The sequence below is a fragment of the Streptomyces sp. AHU1 genome (assembly GCF_045343905.1).
In the GTDB taxonomy this organism is placed as follows: Bacteria; Actinomycetota; Actinomycetes; order Streptomycetales; family Streptomycetaceae; genus Streptomyces; species Streptomyces triticiradicis.
In genome coordinates, this window is sequence record NZ_CP174283.1 from 3329082 (window position 1) to 3343730 (window position 14649).

The 14649-nt window shown below is 75.2% G+C and carries 12 protein-coding genes; 8 read left to right on the forward strand and 4 right to left on the reverse strand.

Annotated features, from left to right (window positions below):
• Window positions 1-11 precede the first annotated feature (11 nt).
• Window positions 12-2168 (reverse strand): 4-alpha-glucanotransferase, encoded by a 2157-nt coding sequence (gene malQ, locus ACICHK_RS15000; protein WP_406837292.1) that lies wholly within the window; start codon window positions 2166-2168, stop codon window positions 12-14.
• Window positions 2168-2437 carry a hypothetical protein gene (locus ACICHK_RS15005; RefSeq protein ID WP_406837293.1) on the reverse strand — a complete coding sequence of 90 codons (270 nt, stop codon included), beginning with the start codon at window positions 2435-2437 and terminating at the stop codon, window positions 2168-2170. The genes malQ and ACICHK_RS15005 overlap by 1 nt, the downstream gene beginning before the upstream one ends.
• A gap of 297 nt (window positions 2438-2734) precedes the next feature.
• Between ACICHK_RS15005 and ACICHK_RS15010 the strand changes: the two genes are divergently transcribed.
• From ACICHK_RS15010 to ACICHK_RS15035, 6 genes are all read left to right on the forward strand, one after another.
• Window positions 2735-5992, forward strand: a complete 3258-nt coding sequence (locus tag ACICHK_RS15010; RefSeq protein ID WP_406837294.1) for a beta-N-acetylglucosaminidase domain-containing protein — start codon at window positions 2735-2737, stop codon at window positions 5990-5992.
• A 33-nt stretch (window positions 5993-6025) separates the two neighbouring features.
• The gene (locus ACICHK_RS15015; protein WP_406837295.1) at window positions 6026-6646 is read left to right on the forward strand and encodes an RNA polymerase sigma factor; all 621 of its coding nucleotides are present in this window, start codon (window positions 6026-6028) and stop codon (window positions 6644-6646) included.
• Window positions 6643-7719 (forward strand): zf-HC2 domain-containing protein, encoded by a 1077-nt coding sequence (locus ACICHK_RS15020; RefSeq protein WP_406837296.1) that lies wholly within the window; start codon window positions 6643-6645, stop codon window positions 7717-7719. Before ACICHK_RS15015 ends, ACICHK_RS15020 begins: the two co-directional genes overlap by 4 nt.
• 98 nt (window positions 7720-7817) lie before the next feature.
• Window positions 7818-8576 carry an ABC transporter ATP-binding protein gene (locus tag ACICHK_RS15025; RefSeq protein ID WP_406841224.1) on the forward strand — a complete coding sequence of 253 codons (759 nt, stop codon included), beginning with the start codon at window positions 7818-7820 and terminating at the stop codon, window positions 8574-8576.
• On the forward strand, window positions 8573-9961 hold the full coding sequence (locus ACICHK_RS15030; protein WP_406837297.1) for a hypothetical protein: 1389 nt from the start codon (window positions 8573-8575) through the stop codon (window positions 9959-9961). Before ACICHK_RS15025 ends, ACICHK_RS15030 begins: the two co-directional genes overlap by 4 nt.
• Window positions 9958-10611 carry a hypothetical protein gene (locus ACICHK_RS15035; protein ID WP_406837298.1) on the forward strand — a complete coding sequence of 218 codons (654 nt, stop codon included), beginning with the start codon at window positions 9958-9960 and terminating at the stop codon, window positions 10609-10611. The genes ACICHK_RS15030 and ACICHK_RS15035 overlap by 4 nt, the downstream gene beginning before the upstream one ends.
• A gap of 51 nt (window positions 10612-10662) precedes the next feature.
• On the opposite strand, the gene ACICHK_RS15040 is transcribed toward ACICHK_RS15035, so the two are convergent.
• On the reverse strand, window positions 10663-11199 hold the full coding sequence (locus tag ACICHK_RS15040) for an HNH endonuclease (protein ID WP_037618871.1): 537 nt from the start codon (window positions 11197-11199) through the stop codon (window positions 10663-10665).
• A 258-nt stretch (window positions 11200-11457) separates the two neighbouring features.
• Here ACICHK_RS15040 and ACICHK_RS15045 point away from each other — a divergent pair, with 258 nt between their 5' ends.
• On the forward strand, window positions 11458-12594 hold the full coding sequence (locus tag ACICHK_RS15045; RefSeq protein WP_406841225.1) for a mechanosensitive ion channel family protein: 1137 nt from the start codon (window positions 11458-11460) through the stop codon (window positions 12592-12594).
• A 134-nt stretch (window positions 12595-12728) separates the two neighbouring features.
• Here the strand turns inward: ACICHK_RS15045 and ACICHK_RS15050 are convergent, their stop codons facing one another.
• The gene (locus ACICHK_RS15050; RefSeq protein WP_406837299.1) at window positions 12729-13328 is read right to left on the reverse strand and encodes a hypothetical protein; all 600 of its coding nucleotides are present in this window, start codon (window positions 13326-13328) and stop codon (window positions 12729-12731) included.
• A 236-nt stretch (window positions 13329-13564) separates the two neighbouring features.
• Here ACICHK_RS15050 and ACICHK_RS15055 point away from each other — a divergent pair, with 236 nt between their 5' ends.
• Window positions 13565-14401: a hypothetical protein gene (locus tag ACICHK_RS15055; protein WP_406837300.1), complete on the forward strand. Its 837-nt coding sequence runs from the start codon at window positions 13565-13567 to the stop codon at window positions 14399-14401.
• Window positions 14402-14649: the final 248 nt, after the last annotated feature.

The following is a 14649-nucleotide window of genomic DNA, read 5'->3' on the forward strand; positions in this document are numbered from 1 at the left end:
CCGTACGAAGGTCACGGGGCCCGGCGCGGGGGGTCCGGGGGGCTCCCGGGCCCTCCTGCCGGGCCGCTCTCCGCCCGTACGACGTCGAGCAGGGCGTGCAGCCGGGGCGAGGCGGCCAGCTCCTCCAGGGTCACCGGGCGGCCCTCGGCGTCGGCGACGGGCAGGCGCCAGTTGGGGTACTCGTCCCAGGTGCCCGGAAGGTTCTGCGGGCGGCGGTCGCCGACGGCGTCCGGGAGCCAGACACCGATGAGGCGGGCCGGGGTGCGCAGCAGGAAGCGGTGCACGGCCTGGATCGCGGCCTCCTCCTCCGCGGCGGGGCTCCCGCCGTCCCGGTCGCCCAGCAGCCCGAGCCGGGAGAGCAGCTCCAGCCACTCCCGGGTGTCCGTGGCGGCGGCCGCCCGCTCCTCGCCGAGGGAGCCGGCCAACAGGCCAAGCCGGCCGCGGAGTTCGACATGCTCCCCGGTGAACCGGGCCGCGGTGGGCGGCAGGTCGTGGGTGGTGGCGGTGGCCAGGCAGTCGGCGCGCCAGGCGTCGGGCGGCAGGGGCAGGCCGTCCCCCTCCCAGTCGCGTTCGAACCACAGCACCGAGGTGCCGAGCACCCCGCGTTCCTGGAGCCTCTCGCGCACCCCGGGGCCGACGGTGCCGAGGTCCTCGCCGATCACCAGCGCTCCGGCCCGGGAGGCCTCCAGGACGAGGATCGCGAGCATGGCCTCGGCGTCGTAGCGGACGTAGGTGCCCTCGGTGGGCGGCCCGCCCTGCGGGATCCACCAGAGGCGGAACAGGCCCATGACGTGGTCGATGCGCAGGGCGCCCGCGTTCCGCAGGAGCGCGTGCAGCAGCCGGCGGTAGGGGGCGTACCCGCGGGCGGCGAGCCGGTCGGGCCGCCAGGGCGGCAGACCCCAGTCCTGGCCGCGCGCGTTGAAGGCGTCCGGGGGCGCGCCGACGGACATGCCGGCCGCGAAGTACTCCTGCTGGGCCCAGGCGTCCGCTCCGTCGGGGTGGACGCCGACGGCGAGGTCGTGCACGAGCCCGACGGTCATGCCCGCGTCGCGCGCGGAGCGCTGGGCGCGGGCGAGCTGGGCCTCGGTGAGCCAGGCGAGCCGGCTGTGGAAGTCGACGCGGGCCGTCAGCTCGCCCCGGGCGCGGGCGGTCGCCGTCGAACGGGGGTCGCGCAGCGCCACGGGCCAGTTCCGCCAGTCGGAGCCGTGCACCTCGGCGAGCGCGCACCAGGTGGCGTGGTCCTCCAGCGCCTGGCCCTCCTCGGCGAGGAAGGCGGCGTACTCGGCCTGCCGTCCGGGCCCGAGCGGCACCGCGCACACGGCTTCGAGCGCCTCGCGCTTGAGGTCCCACACGGCGTCGCGGTCGATCAGCTCGCCCTTGCGCAGAACGGAGTCGCGCAGCCGTCCGGCGCGTTCCAGCAGCGCGGACAGCCGGCCCTGGTCCTCGGCGTACGGGTACTCGGGGACGTCCTCGACGCGCAGGTGCACCGGGTCGGGGAAGCGGCGGGAGGAGGGCCGGTACGGGGAGGGGTCGGTGGGGGCGCCGGGGACGGCCGCGTGCAGGGGGTTGACCTGGACGAATCCGGCTCCCAGGGCCCGGCCCGCCCAGGTGGTCAGCTCGGCGAGGTCGCCGAGGTCGCCCATGCCCCAGGAGCGGCGGGAGAGCAGGGAGTAGAGCTGGACGAGCAGGCCGTGGGCGCGTCCGGGCGGCGCGGGCAGCCGGGCGGGGGCGACGACGAGGTGGACGTCGGCGTCCCGGCCGTCGGGGGCGGTGGCGTGCAGCGCGTGGACGCCGGGCGGGAGGCCGTCGGCACGGGTGCGGGACTCGCCCTGCTCGGTGGTGATCCGCAGCCGGGTGCCGTCCGGCAGCGCGGCGAGTTCGGCGGGGAGGAGGCCGCCCCAGCACACCAGGGTCGGCGGCAGCAGCCGCCGCGCCGCCTCGGCCTCGCGCAGCGCGAGAGCGTTCCGTACGGCGTCCGGGGTGCTCGCGTCGACGCCGAGCGCCGCCAGGACCGCCACGAGCGCGCTGTCGGGGGCCGCGACCGTGCGGCCCGGGGAGGGGCTGTAGGAGGGGGCGACGCCGTGCAGTTCGGCGAGCCGGGACAAGGGGGTCCGCGGGGGCGGCTCCGAGGCCGTCCGCGGCGGGTCGGCGGGCCCGGCGGGTGCCATCAGGCCCCCGACGCGGCGCCGGCGGAGGTGGGCTCGCTCGTCAGGTGCGCGGCGTCCGCGAGCGGCGGTTCGCTGGTCAGCGGCTCGGCGTCGGGCAGCGGGGGCTCGCTGGTCAGCGGCACCTCGGAGCGGGCGCCTTCCGATCCGAGCGGGCACAGGTGGGTGCCCTCGGGCCCGTCGGACGCCCGGCCCGCGCGGGGGCCGGGGAGGGACGGCTTTGTTCCGTGTCCGGACAGGGCCGTGAGGAGAAGGTGTGCCGATGCGGCCACGGGGGCCTCCTTGTCGAGGTCGGATGCGGCGGCCGGGGGCATTCCGGCGGATCGTGCCGGAAACGGGTGCCCCGGGCGGTCACCGCAGCCCTACCCCGTGGGCGCGACGGCAGACGCGCACGGACGGACAACGTGCTCCTGGTCACATTCCGTCGCCGTCCCGCATACCCGGGCCGCACCTCCAGGCTGGGGCAATCACGGCACTTCGGCCACTCTCGTTGACACTTTCGCCACCCGGATGGTGGGCTCGGACGCCAACCGACGCCGTGGTCGGAACGGCGGCTACGAGGGGGAACCGTGCGACTCGGGCGTGGAAGAGGAGCGACCGCACTCGCGTTCGCCGTGGTCGCGAGCGCGTTCGTCACGGCCCCCGCGGCCGTCGCGGCGACACACGGTCCGGCGGCCTCCGCGGACGACCGCGAGCCCACCGGGAGCGGGGTGGCCGCCGTCTGGCCCCGCCCGCAGTCCCTGCGCGCGAACGGCACCCCGGTCACGGTCACGGACGAGGTCGTCCTGGTCACCCCCGGGCCCGGCGCGGCCTCCGGGTCCACGGCCGGTCCGTACGCCCCCGGCGTGCCCCTGACTCCGTACGCCCCCGGCGTGAGCGTCGACGCGAACACCCCGGACAGCGCCCTCGACCCGTACGCCCTCGAAGCGTTGCGCGCCCTGCTGCGGCAGGCCGGCGCACGCACGATCACGACGGTGCGTGACGGTGACGCGCTCCCGGCGCACGCCCTGGTGGTGCGCCTGGGCACGGACCCGGCGGACACCGGCGGGCGGGGCGCGGGTTCCTTCGGCGGCGCGCGGGTCGCGTCGGGCTCCCTGGAACGGACGCTCACGGCGCTCGGCGCCGCGCCCCGGGCCGATCTCCCCTCCGGCGGCTACCGGCTGGCCGTCGGCCGCGCCGACGGCCGGGACACCGTCGCCCTCGCGGGAGTCGGCGAGGACGGCCTGTTCCACGCGGTGCAGACACTGCGCCAGCTCCTCGGGACCGACCGTCGGATCGCCGGCACCGTCGTCCGGGACTGGCCCGGCACCGCCGCGCGGGGCGTCACCGAGGGGTTCTACGGCAGCCCCTGGACCCCCGAACAGCGTCTCGCGCAGCTGGACTTCCTGGGCAGGACCAAGCAGAACCGCTACGTCTACGCGCCCGGCGACGACCTCTTCCGGCAGGCACGCTGGCGCGAGCCGTACCCGGCCGGGGAGCGCGCCCGCTTCCGGGACCTGGCGGAGCGGGCGCGCCGCAATCACGTCACGCTGACCTGGGCGGTGGCCCCCGGGCAGGCGATGTGCTTCTCCTCGGACGCCGACGTGAAGGCCCTGACGCGCAAGCTCGACGCCATGTGGGCGCTCGGGTTCCGGTCCTTCCAGCTCCAGTTCCAGGACGTCAGTTACACCGAGTGGCACTGCGGGGCGGACGCGGACGCGTTCGGCTCCGGCCCCGAGGCGGCGGCGAGGGCGCAGGCGCGGGTGGCGAACGCCGTGGCCCGGCATCTCGCCTCCCGGTACCCGGACGGGGCCGCGCTGTCGCTGATGCCGACGGAGTACTACGAGGACGGCTCGACCGACTACCGCAGGCGGCTGTCGGAGGCCCTGGAGGAGGGCGTCGAGGTCGCCTGGACGGGCATCGGTGTCGTGCCGAGGACCATCACCGGCGGTGAACTGGCCCGCACCCGCGAGGTGTTCGGCAGCCACCAGCTCGTCACCATGGACAACTACCCCGTCAACGACTACGCGCAGGACCGGGTGTTCCTCGGCCCGTACCAGGGGCGCGACCCGGCGGTGGCCACGGGTTCGGCGGCCCTGCTGGCGAACGCGATGCCCCAGGCGGAGGCCTCCCGCATCCCGCTGTTCACGACGGCGGACTACGCGTGGAACCCGCGGGACTACCGGCCCCAGGAGTCCTGGGAGGCCGCGATCGAGGACCTCGCGGGCGAGGACGCCCGGGGAGCGGACGCGCTGCGCGCGCTGGCCGGGAACGAGGCGTCCTCGGTCCTCGGCGGCGAGGAGTCGGCGTACCTGCGTCCGCTCATGGAGGCGTTCTGGCAGGCGCGGACGACCGCGGACCGGGCCGCGGGCGACCGTGCGGCCGAGCGGCTGCGCGCGGCGTTCTCGGTGATGCGCGAGACGCCCGAGCGGCTGGCGGGCCGCCCGATCGCCACCGAGGTGCGGCCCTGGACCGAACAGCTGGCGCGCTACGGCGAGGCCGGTGAGACGGCCGTCGCGCTCCTCGACGCCCAGTCGAAGGGTGACGCGACGGCGGCGTGGACGGCCTACCGCGCGCTGGACCGGCTGCGCGACGGGCTCGCGGCGAGCGAGGTGAAGGTCGGCACGGGCGTGCTCGACCCGTTCCTGACGCGGGCCCGCACGGCGTACGAGAAGTGGGCGGGCCTCGGCAACGAGTCCTCCACCGGCGACGGGGCCCCGAAGGACCCGGGGACGGCGGAGGACGGCGGGACGGGCACCGGCGGCGGCCCGACGGCGGGCACGGACGGGGGCACCGGAGGCGCGGACGGCGGCGGGACCGCGCAGGACGACCCCGCCCCCAGGGACGGCACCGGGCAGGACGGCCGCCTCGTCCTGCTCCCGCGCCCCCGTGTCCTCACCGACGTGAGCGTGCTCACCGACCCCGGCGCGACGGGGTACGTCGAGGCGTACGTCCCGGGCGAGGGCTGGCGGTACCTCGGCGCCCTCGACGCCGGGGGCGCGACGGAGATCGGCGCGGCGGAGATCGGTACGGCGGGCGTGCGCGTGAGCGCGCTGCGGGTCGTCGGTCCCGAGCGCTCCCAGGTCCGCCATCTCGTGCCGTGGTTCGCCGACACCCCCGCCGTCGCGCTGGAGCTGGACCGTTCCACGACGGACGTGGAGATCGGCGGCACGGAGCGGATCACGGCCCGGCTGACGTCACAGCGCCCGACCGGCGTCAGCGGGGAACTGACCGCACGGGCCCCGAAGGACATCCGGGTCGAGGTCTCGCAGCCGTCGCCGGTCCTGTCGCGCGGTGCCGTCGTCGACGGCACCGTGGAGGTCACGGTGCCGCCGGGGACGCCGTCGGGCACGTACGAGGTGACGGTCGCCTTCGGCGCGCAGACCCGCACCCTGACCGTCCGCGCCTTCCCGCGCACGGCGGGCCCCGACCTCGCCCGCACCGGCACGGCCTCCTCGTCCGCCGACGAGACCCCCGACTTCCCGGCCGCGGCGGCCAACGACGGCGACCCGGCCACGCGCTGGTCCTCCCCCGTCGACGACGGCGCCTGGTGGCAGGTGCAGCTCGCCGAGCCGGTGCGCCTCGGCCGGCTCGTACTGACCTGGCAGGACGCGCACCCGTCCGCGTACCGCGTCCAGGTCTCCGCCGACGGACGTGTGTGGCGCACCGCGACCACCGTGAACGACAGCCGCGGCGGCCGGGAGTCCCTCCGCTTCGACGAGCGCGACGTCCGTTACCTGCGCGTCCAGGGGATGCGGCGGGCCACGGCGTACGGCTACTCGCTGTGGTCCGTCGAGGCGTACGCGGTCGCCGAGGAGACCGGCGGACAGGAATCCGCCGCTCCGTGAACCGGCGGGCCCTGAGCCGTCGATAGACGGGGTGTGAGACTGTTCCGCCCCAAAGGGGGCCACCGGGAGGACGATTCGGACGCGGCGCTGCTGCGGGCCGTCTCGGACGGGGACCCGTCGGCGATGGCCGCGCTGTACGACCGGCACGCCGGCTGGCTGCACGCGCGGCTGACCCGGCGCTGCGCCGACCCCGAGACCGTGCGCGAGGTGCTGCAGGACACCTTCGTGACGGTGTGGCGGTCGGCCGGCGGCCACCGGGGCACGGAGGCCGGCGGTTGGCTGTGGACGATCGCCGCGCGGCGTCTGGTGGACGCGCGACGGGTCCAGGAGCGGGCGGACCGGGTGGAGTACACGGCGCCGGGCCCCGCGCCGTCCGCCGAGGACCGCGTCCTGGCGCGGCTCGAGTACGGCGACGTGGGCACGGCGCTGGACCGCCTCTCCCCCGAACTGCGCGAGGTGCTGCGGGCGACGGTCGTGGACGGGCTGACCACGCGTGAGGCCGCCCGCCTCCTCGGCATACCCGAGGGCACGGTCAAGACCCGTGCCCTGCGCGCCCGCGCCGAACTCCGCAAGGCGCTCGCCCAGTTGAACCCGCCCCAGGGCGCCCACGCGCGCCCGGCCCTGGCCCCGTCCCCGCTGGGAGGCCCGGCATGACCGGTTGGCACGCCCCCGACGACCTCGTCACCCGCTACGCGGACGGCTCCCTCGCGGAGACGGACGCCTGGTCCCTGGAGAAGCACCTGGAGCGCTGCGGCCGGTGCGCCGCACGCGTCTCGCACGCGGTGCGGGCGGGCGCGGCGGGACCGGCGCTGACGGAGGTCCGCGACGCGGTCCTGGCGGCGGTGCTCGACATGCCCCCGGCCGCCGCGCCCGTCCCCGCCACCCGGTCCGGCACGGATCGGGCGGCGGTTCCCACCGCACCCGCGGCCCGAGCCCGTACGACCCCGGCGGCCCTCCCCGCCGCACCCTCGGCCCAGGCCCACGCGAGCCCGGCGGCAATCGCACCCGCCGGCCCGGCCTCCGCGGCTGCGGCCGTACCGGTTCGCACTCCGGCGGCGGCAGCGCGGACCCCGCGGGCCTCCGGGGGACGGCTCACCCGGATCCTCTGGGCCGCGGGGCCCGCCGTCCGCGGAACCTGGACCGGGGCGGTGCTGCTCGTCGCCCTGGGCGCCGTCGCCCTCGCGTACGGAGGCGGATGGGCGGGCGCACGGCCCCTGCTGCTGGCCCTCGCCCCCGTCGTCCCGGTGGCCGGGGTCGCCCTCTCCTACGGACGGCACGCCGACCCGCTCCACGAGATCGCGGCGTCGGCCCCCTCGGGCGGGCTGCGCCTCCTGCTGACGCGGACGGCCGCCGTGCTGGTGGTCAGCGCGCCCTCGCTGACGGTGGCGGGGCTGCTCCTGCCGTCCTCCGGCCCGCGGCTGCCCGCGGGACCCGCAACGGCCGGCTGGCTGCTGCCCGGGCTGGCCCTGACCCTGGCCTCGCTCGTCCTCTCGGGATACCTGGGCTGCCGTACCGCGACGGCGGTGGTCGGCGGCGGATGGCTGCTCGCCGTCTCGGCCCCCCTCCTCGCGTCCGCCGGCACCGGTCTGACGGCCGGTCTCACCGAGCAGCTCTCCCTCTACTTCACCGGCGCCCCCTCCCAGGGCGGCTGGGCGGCGGCGACCGTGCTGTGCGCCCTGCTCCTCGCCGCGCGCCGCACCGCTTACGACCGTCTGGAGACGATGTGAACAGGCCCCGCACGACCGCCGTGCCGCCCTCCGGCGGCGCCGAACACCACCCGGCCGCCCCGACCGGGCGCGACCGGGACGGCTCGGGGGACGCAGCCGTGCGGGTCTCCGGACTGACGGTCCGGCACCGCAGGACCACCGCCCTGGACGGTGTCGACCTCGACTTCGGGCTCGGCGTCCACGGCCTGCTCGGGCCCAACGGCGCGGGCAAGACCTCCCTCGTCCGCGTCCTCGCGACGGTCGCGGAGCCCGCGGCGGGCCGGGTCGAGCTGCTCGGGAACGGCCTTCGCGACCACCGGGGACGCGCCGCGGTCCGCCGCGAACTGGGCTACCTCCCGCAGGACTTCGGGTACTACCCGGGTTTCACGGTGCGGGAGTTCGTCGCCTACGTGGCCTGGCTGAAGGAGCTGCCGGGAGCCGGGGCCGACGCCGCGGTCGAGCGGGCCGTGGCCCGGGTCGGCCTCGCCGACCGCATCGACGCCAAGGTCAAGACCCTGTCGGGCGGCATGATCCGGCGCGTCGGCATCGCGCAGGCCATCGTGAACGACCCCCGCCTGCTGCTCCTCGACGAGCCCACCGCGGGCCTCGACCCCGAGCAGCGCGTCGAGTTCCGCACGCTGCTGCGGGAACTGGGCCGCACCGCCACGGTGATCGTCTCCACCCATCTCGTCGAGGACGTGGCCGCGGCCTGCACGGAGGTGACGCTGCTCGAGGCCGGGCAGGTCGCCTACCGCGGCACGCCCGGCTCGCTCGCCGCGCTCGGCGCGGACGGCCACGAGTCCGACGGCAACGCCATCGAACGCGGTTACACCACGGCCCTGCGCGGCCACCGCGCGGCGACGGGGGCCGGCCGATGAACACCCGCCTCCGGCCGGGCGGAAACGGTCCGGCGCGCACCCTCGCCCAGAGCCCCCGTTCCGCGCCGCACCCCCTGCGTGCCGAATGGCTGCGCGGCTTCGCCCCCTGGGCGGCCACCGGGCTGCTGCTCGCCCTCGCGTGGTCCGTGGTGGCCAAGGCGGACCAGTGGCAGGGCAGCTGGGGGGCGACGACGGAACTGCTGAGCACCGCCGCCGCGCTGATCGGTGTCCCGTTCGCGCTCGCCGCGGGCGCCTGGCAGGGCGGCAGGGAGCGCAGACGCCGGACGGAGGAGCTGCGCTCCTCCACCGCGCGCACACCGCTCGTCCAGCTCCTGGCGGCCGCCCTGCCCCTCGCCTGCTGGCTGGCCGCTGCCCACCTGCTGGTGGTGGCCGGAACGCTGGCGGCCTGCGCGCCGTACGCGTCGGCGGGCGGACCCGCGTACACCGTGTTCGCCGGGAACGCCCTCACCCTCGCCGCCTGCACGGTCCTCGGTCACACGGCCGGGCGGGCCGTCCCCTTCCGGCTGACCGCCCCGCTGCTCGCGATCGGCGGATACGCCGTCGTCGGCGCCCTCGGCACCCGGCGGTCCGACGTCCGCCACCTCGCGCTCTGCATGGTCCACGTCCTCGGTGACAACGACCTCGCCGTCTGGTGGTACCCGCTGGTGTCGGCCCTGTGTGCGGCCGGGCTCGCCGCCGCCGCGGTCCTGGCCCTCACCGCGTACCGCCGTGCCGCCGCGCTGCTGCCGCTCGCGGCCGCTCTCGGCGCCGCCGTCCTCCTCGTCTCGACGGGCGACGGCCTGCTGCGCGACAACCCGCTCTCCCACCGCCAGGTGTGCGACACCTCGACCGCCCCGGACATCTGCGTCAACGCCACCTATCCGGGCATGCTGCCGGAGGTGACCCGGGCCCTGTCCGGCCTCACCGGCCGGCTGGAGGGGGTGCGGAACCTGCCGGTCCGCTACGAGGACCTGTGGCGATCCCCGCGCCCGGGCGAGGCGCAGTTGCCGAACCTCAGTCCCCTCGGCTGGAGCGCCGTCCGCGGCAAGGTGACCGACCCGGAGCGGTACGCGTGGGAGGCGGCCCACATGCTGGTCCGCCCGGACTGCGAGCAGGCGCCGACCGCGGGCCGGATCACGGTCACCGACGAGGCCGTGCTGCGCTGGCTGGCGCCTGAGCCAGGGTTCGCGGAGCTGCGTGAGTTCTCCGTGACGAGGGCCCGGCAGGAGGGGGACACGAAGAGACTCGCGTGGTACCGGGCGGAGGACGAGGCGTACGCACGCCTGAAGGCGATGAACGACGACGAACGCCGTTCCTGGCTCGGCCGCTACTTCGCGACGGCCGCCGAGTGCGCCCCGAAGCCGGGGGAGGTGCCGTCCCTGTGAACGCCCCGCAGACGTCCTGGGCCGCACGGTCCGCGTCCGGACACCGGTTCCGCTCCCCGGCCCTGTACGCCCGCTCGCGCGGCATCCCGGCGACCGTCGCGGCCCTGGTCTGCGCCGCGCTGCTCACCGTGTGGACGGCGAGCCGCCCGGACGCCTATCTCGACCCCGACCGCAGGGTGCCGCTGGTCGCGCTCGCCCCGCTGCTGGCCGCGGCGGCGACCGGCGCGAGCCTGCACACGCACACCCGTGAGCTGGACGACACCGCCGTACGCCGCTGGTGGCCCCGGCGCCTGGCCCACCTGCTGTTCCTCGGCGCCCTCTCCGCCGCTCTGCTGGCCCTCGCCGTGCCCGGGCACGCGCAGGAGTTCGGCGCGGCGGCGATGGTCCGCAACACGCTGGGAGCCGTCGGCATCACGGCCGGCGGGGCGGTGCTGATCGGCGCCCGGCTCAGCTGGATGCCGACGACGCTGTACTTCAGCGCCGTGTACCTCTCGGCCGCCTCTCCTCGTGTGAACAATGCGACAGTCGTGGGCTGGCTCGTGCAGCCGGGCCCGCAGCACGGCGCCTGGGCGGCCGGCCTAGTACTCTTCGTGACCGGCACGGCACTCTGCGCGGCCCGTGGGGCCCGTCCCGAAGGACCCCGCGGCTGACACGGGGTCGCACGGGCCGGGCCCCGTGAGCCAACGCAAAGGCCCGGATCGTCAGGCCGATATGCCGTCGATCCGGGCCATGGCGTCGTCCGCGCCGTACGGTTGCAGGTAGGGCATCCAGCGTGGGTCCCTGTGCCCGGTTCCGATGATGCGCCATGCGAGCCCCGTCGGCGGGGCGGGTTTGTGGCGCAGGCGCCAGCCGATCTCGACCAGGTGGCGGTCGGCCTTGGTGTGGTTGCAGCGGCGGCAGGACGCCACCACGTTGTCCCAGGCGTGCTGACCTCCGCGGGAACGCGGGATGACGTGGTCGACGCTGGTTGCGACGCCACCGCAGTACATGCACCGGCCGCCGTCGCGGGCGAACAGAGCTCGCCTGGTCAGCGGGACGGGCCCGCGGTAGGGGACCCGTACGAACCTCTTCAGCCGGACCACGCTGGGTGCGGGGACAGTAACGGTCGCGCTGTGCATGAAGGCGCCGGATTCCTCGAGGCAGACTGCCTTGTTCTCGAGGACGAGGACGAGCGCGCGGTGGAGCGGTACGACGCCGAGCGGCTCGTACGACGCGTTGAGGACCAGGACGTGCGGCACGGATGCCTCCTTGTACGCCGGCGGCGCGTGGCTCGCGCCGGGACGATCTGCAGCCAGTCTCCCCTCATGCCTGGTGACGGCGCCACCATGTCCCGGTAACGGGCTGGGAGTGTTTTCGACCACATCCCCTACATCCCCAGGTGAGCACCATCTCTCCCCTCGGCATGACAACGAGCCTCGCGCGTTGCCCCGTTAGTGTGGTGGTTCTGCCCGGACGGCATCCCTCTCGTGTCCCCCGCCGCGGGCAGACCGCTACGCCTGGAGGTACCTGCCGTGTCCCTGCCCGTCCTATCGGCCCTGGTCGCCGGACCAGCCCCGTCGCCGTCCCCCTCGACGTCGACCGGTCCGCTTCCGGTGACCCCCACGCTTCAGGACGCCCAGGAGAGTGCGACCCATGCGGCGAGCTGGGTCGAGGAGAACTGGTCGACCTGGCTGGCCATAGGCCTGCGCGTGCTGCTGATCCTGGTGATCGCCGCCGCGCTGAGAGTGTTCGTGCGCCGGGCGATCACCAAGCTCATCGACCGGATGAGCCGCACCGCCGAGGCCGTCGACGGCACGGCGCTGGGCGGTCTGCTGGTCAACGCGGAACGCCGTCGGCAGCGCTCCCAGGCCATCGGGTCGGTGCTGCGCTCGGTCGCGTCCTTCCTGATCATGGGCACGGCCGCGTTGATGATCCTCGGCACGTTCGAGATCGATCTGGCCCCGCTGCTGGCCTCGGCGGGTGTGGCCGGTGTCGCGATCGGTTTCGGCGCCCGCAACCTGGTCACCGACTTCCTCTCCGGCGTCTTCATGATCCTGGAGGACCAGTACGGCGTCGGTGACACGATCGACGCGGGCGTGGCCTCCGGCGAGGTCATAGAGGTGGGCCTGCGCGTGACCAAGCTGCGCGGCGACAACGGCGCGATCTGGTACGTCCGCAACGGCGAGGTCAAGCGCATCGGCAACCTCTCCCAGGGCTGGGCCACCGCCGGTGTGGACGTCACGGTCCGCGCCTCGGAGGACCTGGACCGCGTCCGGTCCGTCATCGCCGACGTCGCCGAGACCATCAGCAAGGAAGAGCCCTGGAGCGAGCGGCTGTGGGGCCCGATCGAGATCCTGGGCCTGGACAGCGTCCTGCTCGACTCCATGGTGGTCCACGTCTCGGCCAAGACGATGCCCGGCAAGGCCGTCTCCGTGGAGCGCGAACTGCGCTGGCGCATCAAGCGTGCCTTCGACGCCGCCGACATCCGCATCGTGGGCGGCCCGGCCGCATCCGCGGAGGAGGAGCCCCTCGACCCGACCGCCGTGGTGGCGGCCCCGTCGGCCCTGAACAACCCGGCCTCCCCGCAGTCGGAGGCGGCCGCGCCCATCCCGTCGCCGGCCCCGTCCCCGGCCCCGTCGGGCGTGCCGAAGTAGGCCCGCGACGCCACGCGAGAGGGGGCGGCACCCGGAACACCCGGGTGCCGCCCCCTTCTTCGTCGCCGTCCGGTCTCGTCGCCGTCCGGTCTCGTCGCCGTCCGGTCCGCGCCCGTCGGGCCGGGCGCCGCTCGTCAGGCGGTCCGCCGCTCGTGTCCCGCCGGGTGTCCGTCCACGAGCGCTCCCGCCTCCAGCCCGGTCGCCCCCGCTATCCGGCACAGCGCGGCGAACGCCGACCCCTTGCCCAGTCCGGCCACTCCCAAGAGCCCCTCACCGTCATGGACGTCGAGGACGACCCCTCCGGAGGGCTCGTCGAAGGACATCGATCCCCGGACCGACCGGTCGAGCCGCCCCGGACGCCACCGGAAGCGGATCTCCTCGCGGCCCTTCTCGGCGACGAGGAACGACCGCTCCGAGGCCTCCAGTTGCTCGCGGACCCGCTCCTGCCACCCGTCCTGGACCCGCGTCGGGCGCAGCACGTGTCTCTGCCGGTCCTCCAGCGCCTCGGCGGAGACCGCGGCACCGGCCGCACGGGCCCGCCGCCGCAGCAGCCACACCCCGACGACTGCCCAGCCGAGCGTCATGACCGCCCAGGTCAAAGGCCTGATGAACAGCGTTTCGCCCACCGAGTGCCACGTGAGACCGTCGTCCACGAAATCCATGGCGCTCAGCAGGAGCAGCGCCGGCACGAGCTTGACCGCGGCCGCGCGCCAGAACCCCGTCAGCAGCTTCACGGATGACCTCCACGGAGGACCCCGGCCGGAAAGGCCGACGCGGTCCACGCCGAACGATGCAGCTTCATGCGGCGGATCACAGAAAAAGGATCTTGCGGGGAAAGCGTCGGACGGAGCGCCCCCCTTCACACGGCCCCCGCATTCCGGCCACATCGTCCGACCGTCTACTGTCGCCCCGACAGCGGGCCCTTGTTCTGGAGCTCAACGCCCGGGGGCCCGCCTCGAATGGGGAACCCATGCGCAAATACGCCATCGGCGCCGTCGTCTCCGGCGCCCTGGCCCTGTCCGCCCTGGCCGTGCCGTCCGCTTCGGCCGCCACGCCGGACCTCTCCTTCTCGGGCGTGGTGGTGAACAACGGCAAGCCGATCGTCGTCGGCACCACCAAGACGGTGAAGGTCCCGGTCACGTACACCTTCGTGCGCCCGGCCGACCTCGTCGTCGACGGCACGAAGAGCGTCGCGGGCGTCCTCCTGTACCGCGGGGCGTCGCTCTCGCGGCAGGAGAACGAGCTGGGGCCGGACGACGCCCCGACCTGCACCACGAAGGCCACGACGGCCACGACCGTCACGCAGTCCTGCACCGAGGTCATCTACGTCGAACCCGACGAGTACCTCTACGAGGCGGCGGACGCCGGCACCTGGAAGGTGGCCGGCTTCTACAGCGACACCGTCGTGGACAACGACGACTCCGACAACCACATCAGCATGCAGTTCGGCTACGACATGTGGGGCGTCCCCGGCACGGCCCAGGTCAAGCGCGCCGCCAGGCTCACCGCCAACGCCACCCCCGAGCCGGTGAAGAAGGGCGCCACGCTCACCGTCAAGGGCGCGCTGACCCGCGCCGACTGGAACAGCGGCAAGTACGCCGGCTACAAGGGCCAGTCGGTCGTCCTCCAGTTCAAGGCCAAGGGCGCCACCGCCTACAAGGCCGTCAAGACGGTGACCTCCGGCACCGCGGGCGCCCTGAGCACCACGGTCAAGGCCTCGACCGACGGCACCTACCGCTACGCGTTCGCGGGCACCGCCACCACGGGCACCGCCACGGCCACGGGCGACTACGTCGACGTGAGGTAACCGGCGCCGAAGTCTCCTCCGGCCCACCACGAGCCGCCCCCGCAGCAGACGAACTCGTCCGCGGCGGGGGCGGCTTCGCGCATTCCGGCGACGGTCCCACCTCCCGGGCGGCGGTTTCCCTTGACGCCCGCGCCCCCTCCGGCCTACTTTCCTCGCAACAGCAATAGGAAACTTTCCTAACAGTGATCTTCCGGTGGACTTCCCGGAGGCTCCCCTGGGAAGCTGGTCGGCCTAGAAGGGCAGGTGGC